The following is a 25,991-nucleotide window of genomic DNA, read 5'->3' on the forward strand; positions in this document are numbered from 1 at the left end:
GAAATGGGGTTATTGGCTTAACAGACCGTTTTTACGCGCCTGCTCTTCCCACTGCGGAATCACCGTTTTGATGAAGTCCTGCTTCTCAGCATTGATTTGCTGCATGTTCAGACCAATCGCCGCCTGGGCTTTCTCTTTGGTAGAGATATCCGGTAACGGGATTTCATGCGTGATGCCTTTGGTCGCCAGCAGACGAACCAGTTTGGTACGTGCGTCGGCGGCTTTATCCATTGCGCTACCCAGCATCCGCAGACCTTCTTCCGGCGCATGCATGTGAATACCGTGTGAGGCGATAGACAGGTCCCAGCGCCATTGTGCGTGACGGATATCTTCCAGAATCGGCTTCATTTCCGCTTCGGTCGCACCCGCATCCCATGCGGCTTTCGCTTCGAAGTGCGCATGTACCAGTTGATCTTCAACCTTGATTTTCAGGTCATGAATGGCCTGTTTACGCTCGGCGACCACTTTTTGCAGGGATGCTTTGTCCTGGGTATGGCAGTTCGCACAGGTCTGGGCGAAGTTATCGAACGGATTACCAATCTTGTGATCGGTATAGATCTTACCTTCCGCGTTTTGCACTTTCGGCATGTGGCAGTCGATACAGGTCACGTTGTTCTTACCGTGAATGCCCGCACTCCAGGTTTCATATTCCGGGTGCTGCGCTTTCAGCATCGGGGTTTTGGACAGAGAGTTAGTCCAGTCAGAGAAGGCGATGGTGTCGTAGTATTTCTCCATGTTCTCGACTTTCATACCCTCATCCCACGGGAACTTAACGGCTTTGTTCTTACCGTCGAAGTAGTACTCCACGTGGCACTGGCCGCAGACCATGGATTGCTGATCAAAGCGACCAGCTTTCTCAAATGGTTTGCCGATGGCTTCCATCGCGCGCTCAGCGTAAGGACGCGACAGTGTCAGCTCAGGCTTGCCTTTGGCGAAGTCCGGCGACGCGGTGTTATGGCAATCTGCACAACCGAGGTTGTTAACAATTTCCGGACCGCCGCGCGCCCATTTACCGTGGAAGTAACCATCTTCACCGTCTTTCTGGATCAGACGCGCCACATCCGGGCTTTTACAGCTCCAGCAGGCCATCGGCAGCGGGCCGTCTTCTGCCGTTTTAGGTGCGCCGGTACGTAAAGTTTCACGTACATCGGTCACCGCATACGCGTGCCCGCGCGGTTTGTTGTAATCGCGCGAGAATGGATATCCCGCCCACAGGATCACCAGACGCGGATCTTCTGCCAGCGCATCTTCACGGGCTGATTGCTCAGACGTGGCTTTCCAGGAGAGGTATTGATCGGGATGCTGAGGGGCGAAGGTTTCATTCTTCGCTTCAACGGTGACGGTCTTTGCGGGTACAGGAGTTTGTTCAGCGTGAACAGCAGAGATAAATAATAAAGGTAATAACAGGCTGAAGAAACGGCGTACGCGTGATTTTGTCCTTGCCATAGGGGTCTCATCCAGATGACGCCATTATCTGCAATGGCGGTTCTTTTATTGTTTTCCATAACAGCAACCACACGAATACTGTCATGACATTGCTCCCCCCAATTTGTAACAAGAAACCACACTGAAAATGTTGTCTTTAATCAATTGTAAGTGTATGTAAAATACCACTTTAGAGTTAGTTACCCCCTCAAACCGCTCACTCTTTTGTTTAATTCTGAGACAGATCACCTTTTCAACAATTCTCAGATAACCCCATGTTATCGCGAGAATTAATCAATTTTTGCTAGTTCTCTTCAAAATTCAGTTTGTCGCTAATTTGCACAATTCGTTTATTGCGTGATCTGCCGCCCAAATACTAAACAAAACTCGCAAAGCCCCTACATTTAACGTTTATGCGACATATTATTAACATCCTACAAGGAGAACAAAAGCCATGAGCCAAATACATAAACACGCTATTCCCGCAAACATTGCGGATCGTTGCCTGATAAATCCGGAGCAGTACGAAGCGAAGTACCAGCAATCTGTTAACGAACCCGACACATTTTGGGGCGAGCAGGGAAAGATTCTTGATTGGATCAAGCCGTACAGCCAGGTGAAGAACACCTCGTTTGCGCCAGGCAACGTCTCTATTAAATGGTATGAGGATGGCACGCTAAACCTGGCGGCGAACTGCCTTGACCGTCACCTGCAGGCAAATGGCGATCGTACCGCCATCATCTGGGAAGGCGACGACGCCAGCCAAAGCAAACATATTACCTACCGCGAGCTGCATCGCGACGTCTGTCGTTTTGCCAATACGTTACTGGATTTAGGCATTAAAAAAGGTGATGTGGTGGCCATATATATGCCGATGGTGCCGGAAGCGGCGGTCGCCATGCTGGCCTGCGCCCGTATTGGCGCGGTGCATTCGGTCATCTTCGGTGGTTTCTCCCCGGAAGCCGTCGCCGGACGTATCATCGACTCTAATTCTCGCCTGGTGATCACCGCCGATGAAGGCGTGCGCGCCGGACGCGCTATCCCATTGAAAAAGAACGTCGATGATGCGTTGAAAAACCCGAACGTGAAAAGCGTCGAACACGTTATCGTTCTCAAACGTACCGGTGGAAAAACGGAATGGCAGGAAGGTCGTGACCTGTGGTGGTCCGATCTTATCGAGAAAGCCAGCCCGGAACATCAGCCGGAAGAGATGAATGCTGAAGATCCGCTGTTTATCCTGTACACCTCCGGGTCAACCGGCAAGCCGAAGGGCGTGCTGCACACCACCGGCGGATATCTGGTCTACGCCGCAACCACCTTTAAGTACGTGTTTGACTATCATCAGGGCGATATCTATTGGTGTACCGCTGACGTAGGTTGGGTAACCGGGCACAGCTACCTGCTGTACGGTCCGCTGGCCTGCGGCGCAACCACGCTGATGTTCGAAGGCGTGCCCAACTGGCCTACCCCGACGCGTATGGCGCAGGTCGTGGATAAGCACCAGGTCAATATTCTGTATACCGCGCCGACCGCCATCCGCGCTCTGATGGCAGAAGGCGATAAAGCGATTGAAGGTACTGACCGCTCGTCGCTGCGCATCCTGGGTTCCGTTGGCGAGCCAATCAACCCGGAAGCGTGGGAGTGGTACTGGAAGAAGATCGGCAACGAAAAATGTCCGGTCGTCGATACCTGGTGGCAGACCGAAACCGGTGGATTCATGATCACCCCGCTGCCGGGCGCCACCGAGCTGAAAGCCGGTTCCGCAACCCGTCCGTTCTTTGGCGTGCAGCCTGCGATTGTCGATAACGAAGGTAATCCGCTGGAAGGCGCAACCGAAGGCAACCTGGTGATTATTGACTCGTGGCCAGGCCAGGCGAGAACGTTGTTTGGCGATCATGAACGTTTTGAACAGACCTACTTCTCTACCTTCAAAAATATGTACTTCAGCGGCGACGGCGCACGCCGTGATGAAGATGGTTATTACTGGATCACCGGACGTGTGGACGATGTGCTAAACGTCTCTGGTCACCGTCTGGGCACGGCAGAAATCGAATCGGCGCTGGTGTCGCATCCGAAGATTGCCGAAGCCGCGGTGGTCGGTATTCCGCATAATATTAAAGGCCAGGCGATCTACGCCTACGTCACGCTGAATCACGGCGAAGAACCGTCGCCTGAGTTGTATGCCGAAGTTCGCAACTGGGTGCGTAAAGAAATTGGCCCGCTGGCAACGCCAGATGTGCTGCACTGGACCGATTCACTGCCGAAAACCCGCTCCGGCAAAATTATGCGCCGCATTCTGCGCAAAATCGCGGCGGGCGATACCAGCAATCTGGGCGATACCTCAACCCTCGCCGATCCAGGCGTCGTTGAGAAACTGCTCGAAGAGAAGCAGGCCATCGCGATGCCATCATAACCATAACCGTGAAATGCCCGATGGCGCGCTGCTTATCGGGCCTACAAATCCTATCCCTACCCCTCCCCTGAGCGGGAGGGAAATATAAAAACCCTCCCCCAAAGGATTTCGTGTTACAGGAAGGCGGCAAGCGAGCACATCCTCAGGAGCATAGTTCACTATGTGACTGGGGTGGGCGAGTGCGGCCAACGAACCTGTAGCGCGAAAGACGCAGGGGGACCTCTGGAGAGCTCTGTGATGAATGACAATATTTATCAGCGGATAGAAGACAGTGCGCGTTTCAGGGAGTTAGTTGAAAAACGGCAACGGTTTGCCACCATTCTGTCCATCATCATGCTGGCAGTTTACATCAGCTTTATTTTACTGATTGCCTTTGCGCCTGGTTGGCTGGGTACTCCGCTGCACGCGGGAACCAGCGTCACCCGGGGGATTCCGATTGGGGTCGGCGTGATCCTTATCTCCTTCATCCTGACCGGGATCTATATCTGGCGGGCAAACGGTGAATTCGATCGCCTGAACAATGCGGTTCTGCACGAGGTTAAAGCATCATGAAGAGAGTCCTGACGGCGCTTGCCGCCACGCTGCCCTTCGCCGCAAACGCGGCGGATGCTATAAGCGGAGCAGTCCAACGCCAGCCAACCAACTGGCAGGCGATTATCATGTTCCTGATTTTCGTCATCTTTACGCTTGGTATTACCTACTGGGCGTCTAAACGCGTGCGTTCGCGTAATGACTACTACACCGCTGGCGGTAACATCACCGGCTTCCAGAACGGGCTGGCGATTGCGGGCGACTATATGTCTGCTGCATCGTTCCTCGGGATTTCCGCGCTGGTCTTTACCTCCGGTTATGACGGACTGATTTACTCGCTCGGCTTCCTGGTCGGCTGGCCGATTATCCTGTTCCTGATTGCTGAACGCCTGCGTAACCTTGGTCGCTACACCTTTGCCGACGTGGCCTCTTATCGCCTGAAGCAAGGTCCGATTCGTATTCTCTCGGCGTGTGGTTCCCTGGTGGTGGTCGCGCTGTATCTGATCGCGCAGATGGTCGGCGCGGGTAAACTGATTGAGCTGCTGTTTGGCCTGAACTACCACATTGCCGTCGTGCTGGTTGGCGTATTGATGATGATGTACGTCCTGTTTGGCGGCATGCTGGCAACAACCTGGGTACAGATCATTAAAGCCGTTCTGTTGCTGTTCGGCGCCAGCTTTATGGCCTTTATGGTGATGAAGCACGTCGGCTTTAGCTTCAACAATCTGTTCACCGAAGCGATGGCGGTACACCCGAAAGGTTCCGCCATTATGAGCCCGGGCGGGCTGGTGAAAGATCCGATCTCCGCGCTGTCGTTAGGTCTCGGCCTGATGTTTGGTACGGCGGGCTTACCGCACATCCTGATGCGTTTCTTCACGGTCAGCGATGCCCGCGAAGCGCGTAAGAGCGTGTTCTATGCCACCGGTTTTATGGGTTATTTCTACATCCTGACCTTTATCATCGGCTTTGGCGCGATCATGCTCGTTGGCGCGAACCCTGTGTATAAAGACGCTGCTGGCGCGCTTATCGGCGGTAACAACATGGCGGCGGTACATCTGGCGAATGCGGTGGGCGGGAACCTGTTCCTCGGCTTCATCTCGGCAGTAGCGTTTGCCACCATTCTGGCAGTGGTTGCTGGTTTGACGCTGGCGGGCGCATCGGCAGTTTCTCACGACCTGTACGCCAACGTATTCCGCAAAGGCGCAACCGAGCGCGAAGAGCTGAAGGTGTCGAAAATTACCGTACTGGTGCTGGGTGTGATTGCCATCGTGCTCGGCGTGCTGTTCGAAAACCAGAACATCGCCTTCATGGTGGGACTGGCATTTGCTATCGCAGCCAGCTGTAACTTCCCCATCATTCTGCTCTCCATGTACTGGTCAAAACTGACCACGCGTGGCGCAATGATGGGCGGCTGGTTAGGTCTGCTGACGGCCGTCGTGCTGATGGTGCTTGGCCCAACAATTTGGGTACAAATCCTGGGTCACGAAAAAGCCATATTCCCGTATGAATATCCGGCGCTGTTCTCCATCAGCGTAGCGTTCCTCGGGATCTGGTTCTTCTCTGCCACCGATAACTCAGAAGAAGGTAACCGCGAACGCGCGCAGTTCCGTGCTCAGTTCATCCGTTCCCAGACCGGGTACGGCGTAGAACAAGGTCGCGCGCACTAATCTTCCCTCTCCTCCGGCTTCCGGGCCGGAGGATTACTGCCTTTCTCAGAACATCAGCCTTGCGACCAGCGGCGATACCAGCACCATCACCACGCCGGAAAGCATCATCACCAGGCTAGCCACTACGCCCTCCTGTTGGCCGAGCTCATATGAGCGAGCCGTGCCTGCGCCGTGCGATGCTGCGCCAAAACCTGCGCCTTTCGCCATCCCTTCGCGAATAGAGAGCCGCAAAAACAGCACATCGCCGACCGCCATCCCGAATACGCCCGTCACGACCACGAACAATGCCACCAGATCCGGCTGACCGCCCAATGGCTCTGCCGCCGCCAGCGCAAATGGCGTAGTAACGGACCGCACCGCCAGACTGCGCTGAATTTCATCAGGCAGCATAAACAGGCGCGCCAACCAGACGGAACTGGTGACCGCCACCAGTGTCGCCGTCACCACACCCGCCGTCAGCGACATCCAGTGACGTTTAATCACGGCGAGGTTGTCATAAACCGGAACGGCGAAGGCAATGGTTGCGGGACCTAGCAGCCATAGCAGCCAGTGCGATTCACCAATATAGTTTTGCCAGGAGATATGTCCAAAGACCAACATCAGCACCAACAGCGCCGGAGTAAGCACTAACGGCATCAGCGGTAATTTACGAAAGCGGCGATACAGGCGCTTGTTGGCAAAATAGATGCCCAGCGTAATCACCAAACACAGCACGCTTAACTGGAAATTACTCACGGTTTAACCTGCTCATTTCATAGCGATACACTTTATCCACGACCCATGCCGTTGCGCCGAGCACCATCATCGTACTTATCGCAATAACGGCAAAAATACGCCATCCATCAACCAGTAGCAGTTGCGTATAGTTAACGACGGCGACCACCGCCGGGACAAAAAACAACAGCATTTCAGCCAGTAACCAGCGAGCGCCTGCGCGGATCCAGTTCAGCGGGATAACCCGGCAGACAATCAACGCCAGCATCAGCACCATCCCAACCAGGTTGGCAGGAAGCGGCAGATGCAGCCAGGAGACAAGATATTGAGCAAAAACAAAGAGACCTGCGTACAACAGAACCTGAACGGGGATCTGGAGTCGATGAATAACGGCAGGCGTCACGCGGCTTATCGCCACAGCCATGAGGGTATGTCCTTAAAAAATAGAGAGCGCCAGTATAGAGAGCCCCCGTCCAGGACTGAAATGAATTAAAATCATTGCAGGCATAGTCTTAAGGAATAATCATGGATATCAGAACGCTGCGATATTTTGTTGAGGTGGTGCGTCAGCAGAGCTTTACCCGCGCAGCGGAGAAACTCTTTGTCACCCAGCCCACCATCAGCAAAATGTTGAAGAACCTTGAAGACGAGCTTAATTGCACGTTGCTCATCCGCGACGGACGGCGGCTGTTGTTGACCGATACCGGCCAGGTCGTGTTCGAACGCGGCCTGGCGATCCTCGCCGAGTTCCGCCAGCTCGAAGCAGAACTCAGCGACATTAATCACCTCAACAAGGGAATATTGCGCCTCGGTATCCCGCCCATGGTGGGTATGTTGATGGCTGGCCCCATCAGCCTTTTTCGCCAGCGTTATCCCGGCGTGGAACTGAAAGTGTCTGAATTTGGCGGTTTAACCGTCCAGCAGGCGGTGATGAACGGCGATCTGGATGTTGCGATGACCGCGTTGCCGGTTGAAGAAGAGAGCGGTCTGGCGACCTTACCACTTTTCAGTCATCCGCTCTGCGTGCTGGTCCCCCGCTCCGGTCAATGGACAACGTGCGACTCCATTTCCCCCGAAGCGCTGGCGGAGCATCCGCTGCTTATCTACAACGAAGATTTCGCGTTGAGCCGTCAACTGCTTGAGTTGTTTAACCAGCACAACGTAAAACCGCGTATCGCTGTGCGCAGCGGGCAGTGGGATTTTCTGGCGGCAATGGTGCAAGCCGGCGTCGGGATCGCCATTTTACCGGAGCCGATTTGCCAGCGGTTGGATAAGCAAACGCTGCGCTGGATCCCTCTGGAAAGCGACTTACGCTGGCAGTTGGGCATGATTTGGCGCGAAGGTGTGTATCTGTCGCACAGCGCCCAGGCATGGCTGAAATGTTGCGAAGGGTTTTGGTTAACGCAGGAGTCGTAAAATGCCGGATGCGGCTTAACGCCTTATCCGGCCTACAACGAGCTTCCTTTTATTGGTTCTCAATCAACAGCGCTTCCAGCAAATCCAGATCGTGCAATAGCTTTTGCAGCGTTTCATTGCTGATTTCACGCGTGGCGCGCAGATGATAAAGCTCGGCGCGTTCTGAACGCAGCGCCGCCAGACGGAACCGTCGCTCCAGGTTCTCTTCCTGCATTGAGCTTTCTACATCGTTTCGCCCATCGGCGCGACGACGCAGGTTACCAATGACACGGGAACTCACCTCAGTCAGTAGCTGATTATCAATGTTCTCTTCGCTATCCGCAGCCAGACGCTCCTCCATTTTCTGGATCGCGACAATCGCTACTTCCGCCGTGGCAGCACGGGCAATGCGCTCCTCTTTTTGCTGTTGCGAGTGGTCTGCAACTTCCAGATGCTGTAGCAGAATCGGCAGCATCACCACGCCGACAAACAGCGAGAACAGAATCACGCCCGCGGCGAGGAAGATCAGCTCATAACGCGCCGGGAAGCCGCTCCCGTCCGGTAACAACAGAGGAATGGAGAGCACACCGGCGAGGGTAATGGCCCCGCGAACTCCCGCAAAGGAGGCAATCAGGATTTCACGCGTCGTCCAGGAGCCAAACTCCATCGGCTTTTTCTTCAGGAAGCGCAGGCTGAACTTCTTCATGGTCCACAGCCAGCCAAAACGTACCAGCATCAGCGCGGCATAAATCAGCACGATATCGGTAAACAGCATCCAGATTTCAACGTTCGGATCGACTTCCGCCGCCGCCAAAGATGACTCCAGAATGCCCGGCAACTGCAGTCCTAACAACAAGAAGACCATGCCGTTAAACACAAACTCCAGCATCGCCCAGGTGCTGTTAGCACGTAAACGCATCGCCAACGGCGCGCGGCGCATCACGCCAGAGCGGGTAATCGTCATCCCGGCAGCAACCGCCGCGAGAATGCCTGAAACACCGATGTGTTCCGCAATCAGATAAGACGCAAACGGCAGCAGGAACAGCAGGACGATTTGCGTTGCCGGCTCATCACCGCCCCAACGGCTAAGAAAACGCAGGGAGCGTCCGTATAACCAACTGACGACAAAACCGGCCAGGATGCCGCCAACCGCCACTTTGAAGAACTCAAGCGTTGCGCCGCCGACGGTAAACACCATCGTGCCCATCGCCACGGCAACGGCAAATTTCAGCGAGACCAGGCCGGACGCGTCGTTCATCAACGCTTCGCCCTGCAGGATACCCATGATTTTCTTCGGGATGCGCCCCTCACCCACAATACCGGAAAGGGCGACGGCATCGGTTGGCGACAGCACGGCAGCCAGCGCAAAAGCAGGGATGAGAGGGATCCCCGGCACCAGCCAGTAAATCATAAAGCCAATCCCGACCACCGTGACCAGAACCAGCGCCAGCGCAAGGCCGAAAATCTCTCGCCCGTGCTCCAGAAACTCACGCGTCGGCGTCTTCCAGCCATCGGCAAACAGCAGCGGCGGGATAAATAGCACCAGAAACAGCTCAGGATCGAATTCCACATGCAAACCAAACGTCGGCCACGCCAGCAAGGCGCCGATGGCGATCTGCATAAGGGGTAATGGGAGTTGGAAGGGCAATACGCGAGTAAATACCCCCGACAGCGAGACCACAAGGGTCATGATGAGTATGGTGAAAAAGATTTCCATGCGTTCCCTGTTTGCGATGTTTCTTATGATTGATGATAAAGGCGTCGTGCCTTAATTCTATCTACTTGAGAGTATCGCAAAAGACAACGAGTGTGTTCTGAAAATAAAAACGGGCGGCCTGGGCCACCCGTTTTCAGGAGCGTCATCGACGTAAAATCAAATAGCCCAACCGCCCGCGTAAAAGGCCACCAGCGCGATAGCAATCACCACCGTACCGATGTTCAGTTTGCGCCATTCGCCAGAGACAATGCGACCAATGACCAGGGTAGCAAAACCAATCATAATGCCGGTAACGATATTACAGGTCAGGACGATAAATACAGCAGTGACCAGACCCGCCATCGCGTCGACAAAGTCAGCAAAGTCGATTTTCGCCACGTTGCTCAGCATCAGCAGCCCCACATACATTAACGCAGGCGCCGTTGCGTAAACAGGAACAAGATAAGAGAGCGGAGAAAGGAACAGGATCAGCAGGAACAATACGCCAACGGTGATCGCCGTCAGGCCGGTCTTGCCGCCTGCCGCCGTACCCGCTGCGGATTCAATGTAAACCGCCGCCGGTGCAGCCCCTACCAGACCAGAAAACACGCTGCTCAGGGAGTCGGTGGTCAGCGCTTTGCCGCCATCGATAATCTGTCCGTCTTTATCCAGCAGATTCGCCTGTCCGGCTACCGCGCGGATGGTTCCGGTCGCATCGAAGACCGCGGTCATAACCAGCGCCAGCACGCTCGGCAGTACGATCGGGTTCAGTGCGCCCATAATATCCAGGCTGCCGATCAGCGAGTTGCCGTTTTCATCGCTCAGCGACGGCATGGCAAAAATACCGGAGAAATGTACGGCCGGATCGAAAATCAGGCCGACGATGGAGATACCGATAATGGTCAGCAGGATGCCGCCCGGTACTTTCAGTTTTTCGAGACCAATAATCACCGCCAGACCAACCAGTGACATAATCACCGGGAAAGTATCGAAGTCGCCCAGCGCAACCGGCAGGCCGTCCAGCGGGTTCTTAATCACCAGACCAACGCCATTGGCCGCAATCAATAGCAGGAACAGGCCGATACCAATCCCCGTACCGTGCGCAACGCCCTGCGGCAGATTGCGCAGGATCCAGCTACGGATACCAGTCGCAGAAATGATGGTAAACAGAACCCCCATCAGGAACACCGCGCCCAGCGCCACAGGCACGCTAATATGTTGTCCCAGCACCAGGCTGAATGCGGTAAACGCGGTCAGCGAAATGGCGCAGCCAATCGCCAACGGCAGGTTCGCCCACAGGCCCATCACAATAGAACCGACGCCCGCAACCAGACAGGTTGCCACAAACACAGCGGCAGGCGGGAATCCGGCTTTACCCAGCATCCCCGGAACCACGATAACGGAGTAGACCATGGCCAGGAACGTCGTTAATCCGGCAACGACTTCTTGACGAACGGTACTGCCGCGATGCGAAATTTTAAACCAGGCGTCGAGTGAACCGCCGGTACGCGCTGAAGGCGTAGACATAGAAAACATCCCCTGAGAGTTTATTTTTTCGTCATTATGCGTGGTGGACAATCCACTGCCTGCTAAACGATTTCTCCATGTGCCAGCTTTGCGTCAATAGGGGTGTCGCAAAAAAGCAAACGTTTAGCTCCGCGCATAAAAAACGGGTGATAAAAAAAAGCAAACGATTATCCAGCGATCATACGTTGGTTTTCAACTGAACTTTGCCGCTTTTTACTCATTTCTTCTTATAATGCGCAAGAAATAGCCAGACGATGCGCAAACGTTATCGTCAATGCGCAATCTGGCAACAAATTTCGCTGAGTTATTACAAGATTTGCATTTATTTTTCACGCCTGCTCGCGCAAAAAAATGCATGAAGATGCGGAAAATTTTTTGGCTAAAAAGCAATCAATTCACTGGCAAATAGAGAGGGGTGGCTTACACTTACATTATCAACACAGACCGGAACCTCCCCAAACGTGCTCGACTGAGGGGTGTTGATGTCGGGGGAAACCCTCCCGTGAACCAACGGGATAGAGTGAAAGACAAAGACCGGAACCAAACTAAAGCGCCCTCTGTGGCGCTTTAGTTTTACACCCGTTATATCCGCCACATACTTTAAACCAATCAATCATCTTCCAGCAGGCGCGCCCCGGTCCCCTGCTCGCCAAGCTGATCGCCAGGGTTACGCAACGGGCAATCACTGCGGGATAAACAGCCGCAGCCAATACACCCATCCAGCTCATCGCGTAACGCCACCAGAGTATGAATGCGTCGGTCTAACTCCTCGCGCCATTGCGAAGAGAGCTGCTTCCACTCTTTGGCACTGAGCGAATGCCCTTCAGGTAATACACCTAACGCGTCGCCGATCGTGGCCAGTGGAATGCCGATACGTTGGGCAATCTTGATAATCGCGACATAACGCAACACATCGCGTTTGTATCGACGCTGATTGCCGCTGTTGCGCATACTGCTGATTAATCCTTTGCTTTCATAGAAATGCAGGGTCGATACCGCCACACCGCTACGCTTTGCAACTTCACCTGGCGTGAGCAACGCTTTTATCCGGGGTAATTTCTTTTCCATAAATCGCTTTACCTCAAGTTAACTTGAGGAATTATACTCGCCCACAGACAAAACGACGAATCGAACACTGAGAAAGAGGCAACTCTATGTCCCATCAGCAGATTATTCAGACCCTTATTGAATGGATTGATGAACATATCGATCAACCGCTGAACATTGAGGCGGTTGCGAAAAAATCAGGTTACTCAAAGTGGTATTTGCAGAGAATGTTCCGCACGGTGATGCGTCAGACGCTGGGTGACTACATCCGCCAACGTCGGCTTCTGCTGGCCGCCGTTGAACTACGGACGACCGAACGGCCTATATTCGATATTGCGATGGATCTTGGCTATGTATCGCAGCAAACCTTCTCGCGCGTATTTCGCCGAGAGTTTGATCGTACTCCCAGCGATTACCGCCACCGCCTGTAAAATTATTGCCCGCTCTGCGTCAGTATGGCGGGCGAGCGTTTTATCCAATGCATGAACTCCTGCGGCGGCAGCGCCTTCGCAAAATACCAGCCCTGGCAATACTGTACGCCGTGTTCAAGCAACCACCCGATTTGCTCCGCCGTTTCCACCCCTTCCGCAATCGTCTTCAGGTTTAAGCTTTGCGCCATCTCGATGATATGTTCGGCAATCAAGTGACTGGTGCTGTTAGTGGCCAGCGTGCTAATAAAGGATTTGTCGATCTTCAGGATATCGATATTCAACGCTGACAAATTATGGAGGTTGGAATATCCCGTGCCAAAATCGTCAAACGCCACTTCAAAACCGGCCTGCCGAAACGCCTGGATGATGGGTGTCATTTTATGTACATCGATAAAGCCGCGCTCCGTCATCTCAACTTTAATTTGCTGGGCCGCCACGGAGTACTCATGGTTTTTTTCGGCAATCAGAGCAATCAGTCGGGATGAATGAAAGTCAGAGGCCGAGAGGTTAATCGAGATATACAACTGAGGATTCGCCGAAAGAAAAGCCCCTAAATCTTTGAAGACCTCCTCAACAACATAATCCGTGATCTGCTCAATCATCCCCTCTTTTTCCGCCAGCGGAATAAACTCCGTCGGGCTCATCACCTCGCCGTTACAGCCTGGCCAGCGTAGCAAAGCCTCGGCCCCGACACATTGTCCATTTTTGATGTCAATGATCGGCTGATAGTACAGACAAAGCTGACGTTTCTTGATCGCACGTTTTAATAAGCGGCGGGGAGAGAGGTATTCCTGACGCGTACGCCACCACATGAGCAGTATCAGGATGCTGCAGATAATCCCAAAGGGGATCGTTAACGCCGCCTCATGATAGAAAATCTGATTCACACGAGCGTCGGAGGTCGAAACAATAATCGCGATGGGGCGTTTTTCTGAATGTACGATGGTATAGAATCGCTCGCCCTGCTGGAATGTTGAGGATTCACCGCTTATCAGCGGCGAGAACTGCGCAATATTCGCCCCTTCGCTGGCAGAGAAAAAGGTGTCCGTTACCGTGTCATATACTCCCCAGGACAGATCCGGATCATCAGACATGACTTCGCTGTAAGATAATGGATTGATGACGACAACGTAGTTTCCTCGTTGCATGTACGTCATTTTGTAGCCAGCGAAAAAGGGGGTGTCGCGGTAGTAATAGATGAAGACGTCTGGCGCGCGTTTATAGTCGGCTGTCGCCATAATATATGGGACTCGCGGCATCATTGACGTAGAGCACAAAAAATGATCGCCCTGCGCATAAATTAGCTCACTGATATATAAACGACCACGAATAATATTCAGCATACTTTTCTGATGGGCAGGGGTACACATCTTACCCTGATACAACTGGGCCATATCACGCGCTAAATCAGCCTGGAGGATCACCAATTCCGTTTTATTTAACACCAGTTGAGCAAAAGAGCTGAGTTGATTACGGGTTTCGGACATCGCCCGGATGTGAGCAAACCATAACGCCAGCACCACGGGGAGCAATACCACCATGAATGTTCCGAAGAACTTCAGCATCTTGCGTCGCGCACTGTGATTCATGTCAGCCCTATTTCCCTGTTTCGTATATGCCAGAACCCATTAGGCGGGATGCTATAAACACTGACTGATTAAGTTGCATGAATCTATCATTATTAGCAACAGACTTCTCTATGTAAAAGTCTGATAATAGATGATGCTGATATTATTTTTCCGTAAGGCAAACTCAAAGTTATGCTTATTTCATAACATTATTATCAATAAGTAGTAATTTTTTATGAGCATTATCCTGGTCGTGTTTAAGAAATTCATTAAATTTCTTAACGAATAATTTAGGATAAACATAACAGGTAATCCATATGCATCTTTTTATTAGATTATTTGTTATCGTTTTTTTTATTAAAAATAACCATGCAAATAACATGGTTATTATCCTGCAAAAATAACCTCTAACACTGGTGAACAAACGAGCAAATGTGATATAGTTCACACAATTCATGTAACAGAAACAATGTTTCATTCGTGTTATTGCCCGTCGAGAGCCAGAGTACTACACCCTCGGTGAACACCCCCGCGCTGTCATGGGCATCAAGACTTTCTGAGGACGTTTTTTCATGGCAACGATAACAACTGGCGTGGTTCTTCTGCGATGGCAGCTACTCAGCGCGGTGCTGATGTTTTTAGCCAGCACGCTCAATATCCGTTTTCGTAAATCAGATTATATTGGCCTGGCCGTCATTAGTAGCGGTTTGGGACTGGTTTTCGCCTGCTGGTTTGCAACCGGGCTGCTCGGCATAACCCTGGTGGATATGTCCGCAATCTGGAAGAACATTGAAAATGTGATGGTTGAAGTGATGAGCCACACACCGCCAGACTGGCCGATGGTGTTGAACTGATAAAAAATCACATATGGCTACCCCTGTTTTGAGGTAGCCATAATTTTTCGTATAAAGCAGAAAAATTAGAACGGAATATCGTCGTCAAAATCCATCGGCGGCTCGTTAGACGGCGCTGCCGGAGCTGACTGCTGCGGGCGAGACTGCGCGCCGCCGCTGAACTGATTGCCGCCCTGCGGCTGCTGAGGCTGACCCCAACCGCCCTGCTGCTGACCGCCGCCTGCCGGAGCACCACCACTCTGACGGCCACCCAGCATTTGCATGGTGCCGCCAACGTTAACCACAACTTCAGTGGTGTACTTTTCTACGCCGGACTGATCGGTCCATTTGCGGGTACGCAGCTGGCCTTCGATATAGACCTGAGAACCTTTACGCAGATATTCGCTGGCTACTTCCGCCAGTTTGCCGAACAGCACGACACGGTGCCATTCAGTCTGCTCTTTCATTTCGCCGGTCGCTTTATCACGCCAGGATTCGGAAGTAGCCAGCGTAATGTTGGCAACTGCGCCACCATTCGGCATATAGCGTACTTCCGGGTCCTGGCCCAGATTACCGACGAGAATCACCTTGTTTACGCCTCTGCTGGCCATGATCGTGTCTCCTGAAAAACGTTACTGAATAAGTGTAAGCGCGGGATTGTAGCATTTCCAATAGCGCTTTTACTACGTTGCGAGATCGATTCCAGTAAACAACCCCGGATAGACATTGTTGCACAGACACCTGCGTTTTGCATTCCAATACTGTATATCCATTCAGGTCAGGTTGTGTCATAATTAACCGTTTGTGATCGCCGGTAGCACCATGCAGCCAGGCAAAAAAGCGTTTAATCCGGGAAAGATGAATGGATAAGATCGAAGTTCGGGGCGCCCGCACCCATAATCTCAAAAACATCAACCTCGTCATCCCGCGCGACAAGCTGATTGTCGTCACCGGGCTTTCGGGCTCAGGCAAATCTTCGCTCGCTTTCGACACCTTGTATGCCGAAGGACAGCGTCGTTACGTTGAATCCCTTTCCGCGTACGCGCGTCAGTTTCTGTCACTGATGGAAAAGCCGGATGTCGACCACATTGAGGGGCTGTCTCCCGCCATCTCAATCGAGCAAAAATCGACATCCCATAACCCGCGATCCACGGTAGGTACGATTACCGAAATTCACGACTATCTGCGCCTGCTGTTTGCCCGCGTTGGCGAACCGCGCTGCCCGGATCACGACGTTCCCCTGGCGGCGCAGACCGTGAGTCAAATGGTGGACAACGTCCTGTCGCAGCCAGAAGGCAAGCGTCTGATGCTGCTGGCGCCGGTAATTAAAGAGCGCAAAGGCGAGCACACCAAAACGCTGGAAAACCTGGCGGGTCAGGGCTATATCCGCGCCCGTATCGATGGGGAAGTGTGCGACCTGTCCGATCCGCCCAAGCTTGAGCTGCAAAAGAAACACACCATTGAAGTGGTAATTGACCGCTTTAAAGTACGTGGCGATCTCACCCAGCGCCTGGCGGAATCGTTTGAAACCGCGCTGGAACTGTCCGGCGGTACGGCAGTGGTTGCCGATATGGACGACCCGAAAGCGGAAGAGCTGCTGTTCTCTGCCAACTTCGCCTGCCCGATCTGCGGCTACAGCATGCGCGAACTGGAACCGCGTCTGTTTTCATTCAACAACCCGGCGGGCGCATGCCCGACCTGTGACGGCCTCGGCGTACAACAGTATTTCGATCCTGACCGGGTGATTCAAAACCCGGAACTGTCGCTGGCCGGTGGCGCTATCCGCGGCTGGGATCGCCGCAACTTCTACTACTTCCAGATGCTTAAGTCACTGGCGGAACACTATAAATTCGACGTCGAAGCCCCATGGGCCAGCCTGAACCCCGCCGTGCATAAAGTGGTGCTGTACGGTTCCGGTAAAGAGAATATCGAATTTAAATACATGAACGATCGCGGCGATACGTCCGTACGCCGCCATCCGTTCGAAGGCGTATTGCACAATATGGAGCGCCGTTATAAAGAGACGGAATCCAGCGCGGTACGCGAGGAATTAGCCAAATTCATCAGCAACCGCCCGTGCGCCAGCTGTGAAGGGACGCGTTTGCGCCGGGAAGCCCGCCACGTATTTGTTGAAAATACGCCGCTGCCCGCAATTTCCGACATGAGCATCGGTCATGCGATGGATTTCTTCAACAACCTGAAGCTTGCCGGTCAGCGAGCGAAGATTGCAGAGAAAATTCTTAAAGAGATTGGCGATCGTCTGAAATTCCTGGTCAACGTCGGCCTCAACTACCTGACGCTGTCGCGTTCAGCGGAAACGCTCTCCGGCGGCGAAGCCCAGCGTATTCGTCTGGCAAGCCAGATCGGCGCGGGTCTGGTCGGCGTGATGTACGTCCTGGATGAACCGTCTATTGGTCTGCATCAGCGCGATAACGAACGTCTGTTGGGCACGCTCATCCATCTGCGTAATCTGGGTAATACCGTGATTGTGGTCGAGCACGATGAAGATGCGATCCGCGCCGCTGACCACGTTATCGATATCGGCCCGGGCGCTGGCGTTCACGGCGGCCGGGTGGTTGCCGAAGGGACGCTCGACGACATCATGGCGGTGCCTGAGTCGCTGACCGGCCAGTACATGAGCGGTAAGCGTAAAATTGAAGTACCGAAACAGCGCGTGGCGGCCGATCCGGAAAAAGTGCTGAAGCTTACCGGCGCGCGCGGCAACAACCTGAAAGATGTCACCCTGACGCTGCCGGTTGGCCTGTTCACCTGCATTACCGGGGTTTCTGGTTCGGGTAAATCGACGCTGATCAACGACACGCTGTTCCCGATTGCGCAGACAGCGCTGAACGGCGCCACGCTGGCTGAACCTGCACCGTACCGCGATGTTCAGGGCCTGGAACATTTCGACAAAGTGATCGACATTGACCAAAGCCCGATTGGTCGTACTCCGCGATCCAACCCGGCAACCTACACCGGTGTGTTTACGCCGGTGCGCGAACTGTTTGCTGGCGTACCAGAGTCCCGCGCGCGCGGCTACACGCCGGGTCGTTTCAGCTTTAACGTTCGCGGCGGACGCTGTGAAGCCTGTCAGGGCGACGGCGTGATCAAAGTTGAAATGCACTTCCTGCCGGATATCTACGTGCCGTGCGACCAGTGTAAAGGCAAGCGCTATAACCGCGAAACGCTGGAGATTAAGTACAAGGGCAAGACCATCCACGAAGTGCTGGATATGACCATTGAAGAAGCACGCGAGTTCTTCGATGCCGTCCCGGCGCTGGCGCGTAAGCTACAAACGCTGATGGACGTGGGCCTGACGTATATCCGTCTCGGCCAGTCGGCCACTACGCTCTCCGGCGGCGAAGCGCAGCGCGTGAAGCTGGCGCGCGAACTGTCAAAACGCGGCACCGGGCAGACGTTGTATATCCTTGATGAACCGACCACCGGTCTGCATTTTGCGGATATTCAGCAGTTACTGGACGTGCTGCATCAGTTGCGCGATCAGGGCAACACCATCGTGGTGATTGAGCACAATCTGGACGTAATCAAAACCGCTGACTGGATTGTCGATCTCGGTCCGGAAGGCGGTAGCGGCGGCGGGGAAATTCTGGTCTCCGGCACGCCAGAAACGGTCGCTGAGTGTGAAGCTTCACACACGGCCCGCTTCCTCAAACCGCTGTTGTAATTGCGCAACACTTATCTGGCCTACAGAATATGCATAATTTCTTGTAGGCCGGATAAGGCGCTTGCGCCGCATCCGGCAAAACAGATCAGGGCTGCGCCAATATCCGACGTTTATCTTCCGGCAGCGTGTTTACCGCCAGCTGATAAGAGGCATCAACCAGATAATAAATCTGCGAATCCGGCAGCGAGCCGTCCAGATACACCGTGCTCCAGTGCGCTTTATTCAGATGCCTGCTTGGTCGTACATCGCTATGCTGCTGACGCAGTAATTCCGCCAGTTCAGGGCTGGTTTTCAGAGAGACCGCCGGGCGTTCTTCTACCTCTTTTACCATGGCAAAGAGTACATCTTCGACTTTGATTTGTGTGGCTTTCCAGTCACTGTGCACGCTCTGCTCCGCGCCCGTTTTAGCCATGCAGTATTGCAGCAACTCCGAATTCGTCATCTTTATTCCCCTTACCAGCACTCGCCTAATGAGAACATCTTTTATTCAGTGTGCAGCAAGTCCGCAAAAGGTAAAAGCCGGTAACGCAAATTTGTTTAAAAAACCACCAAACAGCAGCCTGCGCCTTTAATACTCAGAATTTACGATCACCTCTTCACCAAACGCGCCAGCCTGGGGTAGCGGTTTATAGGTGGAGTTGGAAGCACGTAAAATACGAATACCGCGAATACCCACGTCGCGAGCAGCGGTGATGTCATTGTCAGAATCGCCGTAGAACATGCGCACGTTTTTATCCTGTAACCACTGCGTTTTGGTGTTCTGGCCCGGCTTGTCGCCGGCAAAAATGACCGGATTCATATTAGCGGCCGGGATGTGAAAGTTATCAGCCAGCGTTTTCGATACCGTTTCAGTCTTCGTCGGGCTACGTCCGGTGACGAAGAAAATGCTATCGCCACGACGCACATGCATATCAATTAACTGGCGCGCCACTTCTTTTGGAATACTGAACTCGTCCCAGCCGTTGTTCATTTTCTCCCAGAAAGCCGGATTCTTCAGGTAATCTTCACTGTCCGGAGAGTACGTTTTCTTACCGCGCCAGAAGCCCGGACTGGAAAAAAGGACGGTATCATCGATATCAAACCCGACGGCCATCGGCGGGCGTCCAGTCAGACTGTTTTCAATTTGCGCCACGGAAACCCAGTGAATGGGGGCCTGCTCGGCGAGTTTTGCAACGTTGGTGCCTGGATTGAGCTGCGAGGGAGAAGAAACTAATGCCTGAGCAGGCTGATTTAACGTGAACAATAAACAAACGGCACTCAGTGCCAACGTAAACTTGCGCATATTTTTCCCTAAGTAGTCAGTTAGTTATCATTTTTTTATTAACAACTGGTCAAAAAACTATCTGACCTTACCCCCTGAGGGAAGGGAAAGGAAGGATTTTCTCTGGTTTTGTTACAGAAAAAGAGCACGATCACACAGAAAAGCATGCCTGATGGCGCTACGCTTATCCGGCCTACAAACGAAAAAAACCAATGCTCTTGTAGGCCGGGTAAAGCGTTGACGCCGCCATCCGGCAAACCAGATTGTTACATAACGGCAGCAAAGGCCTTCGCCACGCGCTGCACGTTAGCGTGATTCAATCCGGCCACGCACATACGACCACTGGCAATCAGGTACACACCAAACTCATCACGCAGGCGATCGACCTGAGCGGCGCTAAGCCCGGTATAGCTGAACATCCCGCGCTGTTGCAGCAGATAGTCAAAGTTACGACCAGGAATTTCAGCGCTCAACACGTTAACCAGCTCCTGGCGCATTGCCAGGATGCGGGTCCGCATCTCTTCGACTTCCGCCAGCCAGCTGGCTTTCAGCGCGTCATCACCCAGTACCGTAGCGACCACCTGCGCACCAAAGTTCGGCGGGCTGGAGTAGTTACGACGTACGGTCGCTTTTAATTGTCCCAGAACGCGGCTTGCTGCATCGGCGTCTTCACATACCACAGACAGCCCACCGACGCGCTCGCCGTATAAAGAGAAAATTTTAGAAAATGAGTTGCTGACCAGAGCGGGTAATCCGGCGCTGGCTATAGAGCGGATCGCGTAAGCATCGTCTTGCATTCCGCCGCCAAAGCCCTGATAGGCAATGTCGAGGAACGGGATCAGATCTCGCGATTTCAGAATCTCAATAACGGCATCCCATTGCGCAGGGGTTAAATCTGCACCGGTCGGGTTATGGCAGCACGGATGCAGCAGCACGATGCTGCGCGCTGGTAAGGTATTCAGCGTGGCCAGCAGGTCATTGAAACGTACCCCGTTGGTTTCATTGTCATACCAGGGGTAAGTACTCACTTCGAATCCAGCCCCTTCAAAAATCGCGATATGGTTTTCCCATGTTGGATCGCTGACCCATACGCCAGAGTCAGGGAAATAGCGTTTCAGGAAATCTGCGCCAATTTTTAGCGCCCCGGAACCACCCAGCGTCTGAATGGTTGCGACACGCTGTTGCAGGAGAACCGGATGATCCGCGCCAAACAGCAGCGGCGCAATGGTATTACGATACGTGTTCAGACCTTCCATCGGTAGATACAGCGAAGCGCCATGCGGTTGGGCATTGAGTCGGGCTTCCGCCTCCGTCACCGCTTTAAGCTGAGGAATAATGCCGTCTTCGTTGTAGTACAGACCAATGCTGAGGTTCACTTTGTCGCTACGTGAATCTTCTTTGAATCGCTCCATGAGCGATAAAATCGGGTCGCCAGCGTAGGCGTCAACTTTTTGAAACACGAGGTGGTTCTCCAGGTTTACAGGCAGAGGATAAGAACACAATAAACCGGAAGCGGAAGAAGATCGAGAGGATGTTGCAGTTGGCGAGCATATTGCCGGATGGCGGCGTTCCGCCTGTCCGGCATATCATGAACTTAGTCGATATACTTCATCGCCACCCTTGAGGTCAGGCGCGTGATAAGTTCGTAAGCACTTACTTTCGTCATTTCAGCAATGCGTTCCACGGGCAAACCTTCACCCCAAAGAATCACTGAATCACCGGCCTTATCCTGTGCCTCAGGGCCTAAATCGACGCAGATCATATCCATCGCGACGCGACCAACGATCGGCACTTCACGACCATTGACCAGCACCGGTGTTCCAGACGGCGCCGCACGCGGGTAACCATCACCATAACCCATCGCCACCACGCCTAAACGCGTGTCGCGCTCGCTCTGCCAGGTACCGCCATAGCCGACCGGTTCGCCCGCTTTGTGCTCACGCACCGCAATCAGGCTGGAGTTTAGCGACATCACCGGCTGGCAGCCAAAATCGGCACCGATAGAGTGGTTTTCCAACGGTGAGACGCCGTACAGAATCAGCCCCGGACGCGCCCAGTCGAAGTGAGATTGCGGCCACAGCAGAATACCACCGGATGCGGCAATCGAACGCTGCCCCGGTTTGCCTTCACAGAAGCTATTAAAGATATCGAGCTGCTTTTCAGTCGCGCCACACTCAGGCTCGTCCGCGCGTGCAAAGTGGCTGACGATATTGACCGGCTGGCGCACATTTTCACATTGCGTCAGGCGCTGATAAAACGCCTCGGCCTGCTCAGGACGCACGCCCAGGCGGTGCATGCCCGTGTCGAGCTTCATCCAGACGGTGACCGGTTCAGCCAGTTTTGCGGCCTCCAGGGCCTCGAGCTGCTCCAGGTTGTGTACGGCGGTATGCAGACGCTGCGCGGAGATAGTCGGCAGATCGGTGGCATCGAAAAATCCCTCCAGTAGCAGGATAGGCTGCGTGATGCCCCCCGCGCGAAGCCGCAGGGCTTCTTCAAGACGAGCGACACCAAAAGCGTCCGCATCGGGGAGCGTTCGCGCGGTCTCTAACAGACCATGGCCGTAAGCGTTCGCTTTCACGACCGCAACCAGTTTACTGGCAGGAGCCAGTTCACGCAGACGTTGCAGGTTGTGTCGCAGAGCGCGGCGGTTAATAACTACAGTTGCCGCTTGCATGTGTATTCCTTAATAAAAGAATCTCCTAAATCATTCGTGTTGCAGAAAGGCGACAAGCCTGAGAATCCCCGGAAGCTTAGTAAACTAAGTGACCGGGGTGAACGGGCGAAGTCAACGCATCTGCAGCATGAAGGATGACGGAGATTTATTCGTCGTCGTATTGTGGGCCCGCATAGTTGTCGAATCGCGACCACTGTCCGTTAAACGTCAGGCGAACCGTTCCGATCGGACCGTTACGCTGCTTACCAATAATAATTTCGGCGATGCCTTTTAAGTCGCTGTTTTCGTGATAAACCTCATCACGATAGATAAACATGATTAAGTCGGCATCCTGCTCGATGGAGCCGGATTCACGCAGATCTGAGTTGACCGGACGCTTGTCGGCGCGTTGTTCCAGAGAGCGGTTAAGCTGCGACAGCGCCACCACCGGCACATGCAGTTCTTTCGCTAACGCTTTCAGCGAGCGGGAAATTTCAGCAATTTCCAGCGTACGGTTGTCGGAAAGCGACGGCACGCGCATCAGCTGCAGGTAGTCGATCATGATAAGTCCGATACCGCCGTGTTCACGGGCGATACGACGGGCACGCGAACGCACTTCCGTTGGCGTCAGGCCGGAGGAGTCATCAATATAGATGTTTCGTTTCTCCAGCAAAATACCCATTGTTCCGGAAATTCGCGCCCAGTCTTCGTCATCCAGTTGACCAGTACGAATTTTTGTCTGGTCTACGCGTGAAAGCGAGGCCAGGGAACGCATCATGATCTGCTCTGAGGGCATTTCAAGACTAAAGATAAGAACCGGCTTATCCTGCAACATCGCCGCATTTTCGACGAGGTTCATTGCAAATGTTGTTTTACCCATCGACGGACGCGCGGCGACGATGATGAGGTCTGACGGCTGCAAACCAGCGGTTTTTTTGTTGAGGTCGTCATAACCGGTGTTCACCCCGGTGACGCCGTCGTGCGGCTGCTGGAATAGCTGCTCGATACGCGCGACGGTAGCGTCGAGCACATCGGTAATGTTTTTCGGGCCTTCGTCTTTGTTGGCGCGGCTTTCAGCGATTTTAAAGACGCGAGACTCCGCAAGATCCAGCAGGTCTTCACTGGAACGTCCTTGCGGATCGAATCCGGCTTCCGCAATTTCGTTCGCGACCGAAATCATGTCACGGACAACGGCACGTTCGCGGACGATATCCGCATAAGCGCTGATGTTGGCCGCACTTGGCGTATTTTTCGATAACTCAGCCAGGTACGCAAAACCGCCGACGCTGTCCAGTTGGCCCTGAACCTCCAGCGACTCTGCCAGGGTAATCAGATCGATGGGTTTTCCCATCTCCTGCAGGCGATGCATTTCCGTAAAGATATGCCGGTGCGGGCGGGTATAAAAATCCTCCGCGACCACGCGTTCGGCCACGTCATCCCAGCGTTCGTTATCCAGCATTAAACCGCCCAACACCGACTGTTCCGCTTCAATCGAGTGCGGCGGTACTTTCAGCCCGGCGACCTGGGGATCGCGCTCACGAGCATCAGTCTGTTGTTTGTTGAAGGGTTTATTTCCTGCCATAGTGAATGGAGTTACCGAGATAATGATTGGGTCGAAAGATTACCACATTTCTTTTGGAGGAAGCATGGCAACACGTATTGAATTTCACAAGCATGGTGGGCCTGATGTACTCAAGGCTGTGGAGTTTACGCCGGTTGACCCGGCGGAAAACGAAATCCAGGTCGAGAATAAAGCGATAGGGATCAACTACATCGACACCTACATCCGCAGTGGTCTTTATCCGCCGCCTTCTCTGCCCAGCGGTCTGGGTACCGAAGCCGCAGGCGTGGTCAGCAAAGTTGGCAGCAAAGTGACGCACATCAAAGCTGGCGATCGCGTGGTGTATGCTCAGTCTGCGCTTGGCGCTTACAGCTCAGTGCATAACGTGCCGGCTGATAAAGCCGCTATTCTGCCTAACGCTATCTCGTTTGAACAGGCCGCCGCCTCGTTTCTGAAGGGGCTGACCGTTTTTTACCTGTTGCGCAAAACCTATGAAATCCAGCCTGACGAACCGTTTTTATTCCACGCAGCCGCAGGTGGCGTCGGTCTGATCGCTTGTCAGTGGGCGAAAGCGTTGGGAGCGAAACTGATTGGCACCGTCGGCAATGCGCAAAAAGCGCAAATTGCGCAGCAGGCCGGGGCGTGGCAGGTAATTAACTATCGTGAAGAAAGCATTGTTGAGCGGGTAAAAGAGATCACCGGCGGTAAAAAAGTGCGGGTGGTGTACGACTCGGTGGGGAAAGATACCTGGGAAGCCTCTCTCGATTGTCTGCAGCGCCGCGGACTGATGGTCAGTTTTGGCAACGCGTCCGGACCAGTTACCGGTGTAAATTTAGGGATTCTTAATCAGAAAGGTTCGCTGTACGTGACCCGCCCTTCGCTCCAGGGTTACATCACCAACCACCATGAATTAACCGAAGCCAGCAATGAGCTGTTCTCGCTGATTGCCAGCGGGGTGATCAAAGTGGATGTCGCACCTGGTCAGACATTTGCGCTACACGACGCGCAACGGGCCCATGAAGTGCTGGAAAGTCGCGCCACGCAGGGATCGAGTCTGCTGATCCCGTAAAGAATTAGGGCTTCCCGCAGGAAGCCCTTTCTTTTTTTAGTTCGGCTGTATGTAGGGTACAGCTCGATGAATTCGTTAACCAGGCAATAGTGACAGATTTGATAATCAATTCCTATTTGGTTCTAAAGGCAATGTTTCAGGTTGTGACGGACCACTCAATACCTTAGTAAAATCGGCGGTTATTGCGCTGATACTGTGGGACTTTTGGCGCTTTTATCGCCTTGATCACCCACACCACGGCAACGGCCAGTAACAGCCAGGGCAACAGTTTAATCATCAAGGCAAATAGCCCGCCCAAAAACATGACGACGGTGGCTACCACCAGCGCGGCCAGCACCCCCAGCAACGAGACGCCGGTGACCATCAGCATGATAAAAAATCCAATCACAAAAAGTAGTTCCAGCATGACTCTCTCCCGAAATAAAATACTCTCCATTCCTTTACAAGAAACATGCCAAAGTTAATCCACTGATTTATAAAACAAAAAACCCTGTGACAACGCACAGGGTGTGGTG

Annotated in this window: 22 protein-coding genes; 8 read left to right on the forward strand and 14 right to left on the reverse strand. The window is 53.3% G+C overall.

The features are described from left to right. Positions 1–9 precede the first annotated feature (9 nt). Positions 10–1,446 carry an ammonia-forming nitrite reductase cytochrome c552 subunit gene (gene nrfA / locus AC534G_RS23520; RefSeq protein ID WP_038636304.1) on the reverse strand — a complete coding sequence of 479 codons (1,437 nt, stop codon included), beginning with the start codon at positions 1,444–1,446 and terminating at the stop codon, positions 10–12. A gap of 433 nt (positions 1,447–1,879) precedes the next feature. On the opposite strand from nrfA, the gene acs reads away from it, so the two are divergent. From acs to actP, 3 genes are all read left to right on the forward strand, one after another. Then, positions 1,880–3,838, forward strand: a complete 1,959-nt coding sequence (gene acs, locus AC534G_RS23525; protein ID WP_199981211.1) for an acetate--CoA ligase — start codon at positions 1,880–1,882, stop codon at positions 3,836–3,838. Between the two features lie 237 nt (positions 3,839–4,075). Continuing rightward, positions 4,076–4,390: a DUF485 domain-containing protein gene (locus AC534G_RS23530; protein ID WP_006688274.1), complete on the forward strand. Its 315-nt coding sequence runs from the start codon at positions 4,076–4,078 to the stop codon at positions 4,388–4,390. Beyond that, a complete protein-coding gene (gene actP / locus AC534G_RS23535; protein WP_110496225.1) occupies positions 4,387–6,036 on the forward strand; it encodes a cation/acetate symporter ActP in 1,650 nt (549 codons plus the stop codon). The genes AC534G_RS23530 and actP overlap by 4 nt, the downstream gene beginning before the upstream one ends. Before the next feature lie 45 nt (positions 6,037–6,081). On the opposite strand, the gene AC534G_RS23540 is transcribed toward actP, so the two are convergent. Beyond that, positions 6,082–6,771: an LrgB family protein gene (locus tag AC534G_RS23540; RefSeq protein ID WP_038636296.1), complete on the reverse strand. Its 690-nt coding sequence runs from the start codon at positions 6,769–6,771 to the stop codon at positions 6,082–6,084. Continuing rightward, positions 6,764–7,174, reverse strand: coding sequence for a CidA/LrgA family protein (locus AC534G_RS23545; protein WP_038636293.1), 411 nt, complete (start codon positions 7,172–7,174; stop codon positions 6,764–6,766). The genes AC534G_RS23540 and AC534G_RS23545 overlap by 8 nt, the downstream gene beginning before the upstream one ends. A 101-nt stretch (positions 7,175–7,275) precedes the next feature. Between AC534G_RS23545 and AC534G_RS23550 the strand changes: the two genes are divergently transcribed. Then, complete coding sequence (locus AC534G_RS23550) at positions 7,276–8,166, forward strand: LysR family transcriptional regulator (RefSeq protein ID WP_038636290.1); 891 nt, start codon at positions 7,276–7,278, stop codon at positions 8,164–8,166. A gap of 49 nt (positions 8,167–8,215) precedes the next feature. Here AC534G_RS23550 and AC534G_RS23555 read toward each other — a convergent pair whose 3' ends face one another. The 3 genes from AC534G_RS23555 to soxR form a co-directional block, all read right to left on the reverse strand. Continuing rightward, positions 8,216–9,862: a Na+/H+ antiporter gene (locus tag AC534G_RS23555; protein WP_038636287.1), complete on the reverse strand. Its 1,647-nt coding sequence runs from the start codon at positions 9,860–9,862 to the stop codon at positions 8,216–8,218. A 156-nt stretch (positions 9,863–10,018) separates the two neighbouring features. Further along, positions 10,019–11,368: a guanine/hypoxanthine transporter GhxP gene (gene ghxP / locus AC534G_RS23560; protein ID WP_038636284.1), complete on the reverse strand. Its 1,350-nt coding sequence runs from the start codon at positions 11,366–11,368 to the stop codon at positions 10,019–10,021. Positions 11,369–11,977: 609 nt separating this feature from the next. Next, a complete protein-coding gene (gene soxR, locus AC534G_RS23565) occupies positions 11,978–12,436 on the reverse strand; it encodes a redox-sensitive transcriptional activator SoxR (RefSeq protein ID WP_003826630.1) in 459 nt (152 codons plus the stop codon). Positions 12,437–12,522: 86 nt separating this feature from the next. On the opposite strand from soxR, the gene soxS reads away from it, so the two are divergent. Continuing rightward, the gene (gene soxS / locus AC534G_RS23570) at positions 12,523–12,846 is read left to right on the forward strand and encodes a superoxide response transcriptional regulator SoxS (RefSeq protein WP_005132611.1); all 324 of its coding nucleotides are present in this window, start codon (positions 12,523–12,525) and stop codon (positions 12,844–12,846) included. 2 nt (positions 12,847–12,848) lie between these two features. On the opposite strand, the gene pdeC is transcribed toward soxS, so the two are convergent. Next, positions 12,849–14,435 (reverse strand): cyclic di-3',5'-guanosine monophosphate phosphodiesterase PdeC, encoded by a 1,587-nt coding sequence (gene pdeC, locus AC534G_RS23575; RefSeq protein WP_110496227.1) that lies wholly within the window; start codon positions 14,433–14,435, stop codon positions 12,849–12,851. Positions 14,436–14,986: 551 nt separating this feature from the next. Between pdeC and AC534G_RS23580 the strand changes: the two genes are divergently transcribed. Continuing rightward, a complete protein-coding gene (locus tag AC534G_RS23580; protein ID WP_038636276.1) occupies positions 14,987–15,268 on the forward strand; it encodes a YjcB family protein in 282 nt (93 codons plus the stop codon). 65 nt (positions 15,269–15,333) lie between these two features. Here the strand turns inward: AC534G_RS23580 and ssb1 are convergent, their stop codons facing one another. Beyond that, positions 15,334–15,858 (reverse strand): single-stranded DNA-binding protein SSB1, encoded by a 525-nt coding sequence (gene ssb1, locus AC534G_RS23585; protein ID WP_069325111.1) that lies wholly within the window; start codon positions 15,856–15,858, stop codon positions 15,334–15,336. A 251-nt stretch (positions 15,859–16,109) separates the two neighbouring features. Here ssb1 and uvrA point away from each other — a divergent pair, with 251 nt between their 5' ends. Beyond that, positions 16,110–18,932, forward strand: a complete 2,823-nt coding sequence (gene uvrA / locus AC534G_RS23590; protein ID WP_110496229.1) for an excinuclease ABC subunit UvrA — start codon at positions 16,110–16,112, stop codon at positions 18,930–18,932. A gap of 85 nt (positions 18,933–19,017) precedes the next feature. On the opposite strand, the gene AC534G_RS23595 is transcribed toward uvrA, so the two are convergent. The 5 genes from AC534G_RS23595 to dnaB all read right to left on the reverse strand — a co-directional run bounded on the left by AC534G_RS23595 (position 19,018) and on the right by dnaB (position 24,428). Then, entirely contained in the window at positions 19,018–19,374 is a 357-nt protein-coding gene (locus tag AC534G_RS23595) for an MmcQ/YjbR family DNA-binding protein (RefSeq protein ID WP_038636271.1), read from the reverse strand. Between the two features lie 126 nt (positions 19,375–19,500). Then, positions 19,501–20,214 (reverse strand): acid phosphatase AphA, encoded by a 714-nt coding sequence (gene aphA, locus AC534G_RS23600; RefSeq protein ID WP_038636269.1) that lies wholly within the window; start codon positions 20,212–20,214, stop codon positions 19,501–19,503. Between the two features lie 245 nt (positions 20,215–20,459). Further along, positions 20,460–21,653, reverse strand: coding sequence for an aromatic amino acid transaminase (gene tyrB / locus AC534G_RS23605; RefSeq protein WP_069325109.1), 1,194 nt, complete (start codon positions 21,651–21,653; stop codon positions 20,460–20,462). A 134-nt stretch (positions 21,654–21,787) separates the two neighbouring features. Continuing rightward, positions 21,788–22,867 carry an alanine racemase gene (alr, locus tag AC534G_RS23610; protein WP_110496231.1) on the reverse strand — a complete coding sequence of 360 codons (1,080 nt, stop codon included), beginning with the start codon at positions 22,865–22,867 and terminating at the stop codon, positions 21,788–21,790. Between the two features lie 145 nt (positions 22,868–23,012). Beyond that, positions 23,013–24,428, reverse strand: coding sequence for a replicative DNA helicase (dnaB, locus tag AC534G_RS23615; protein WP_003826610.1), 1,416 nt, complete (start codon positions 24,426–24,428; stop codon positions 23,013–23,015). Positions 24,429–24,492: 64 nt separating this feature from the next. Here dnaB and AC534G_RS23620 point away from each other — a divergent pair, with 64 nt between their 5' ends. Then, complete coding sequence (locus AC534G_RS23620; protein ID WP_038642960.1) at positions 24,493–25,476, forward strand: quinone oxidoreductase; 984 nt, start codon at positions 24,493–24,495, stop codon at positions 25,474–25,476. A gap of 163 nt (positions 25,477–25,639) precedes the next feature. On the opposite strand, the gene pspG is transcribed toward AC534G_RS23620, so the two are convergent. Next, positions 25,640–25,882, reverse strand: a complete 243-nt coding sequence (gene pspG, locus AC534G_RS23625; protein WP_016155352.1) for an envelope stress response protein PspG — start codon at positions 25,880–25,882, stop codon at positions 25,640–25,642. Positions 25,883–25,991: the final 109 nt, after the last annotated feature.

The organism is Citrobacter sp. CRE-46, assembly GCF_059615875.1.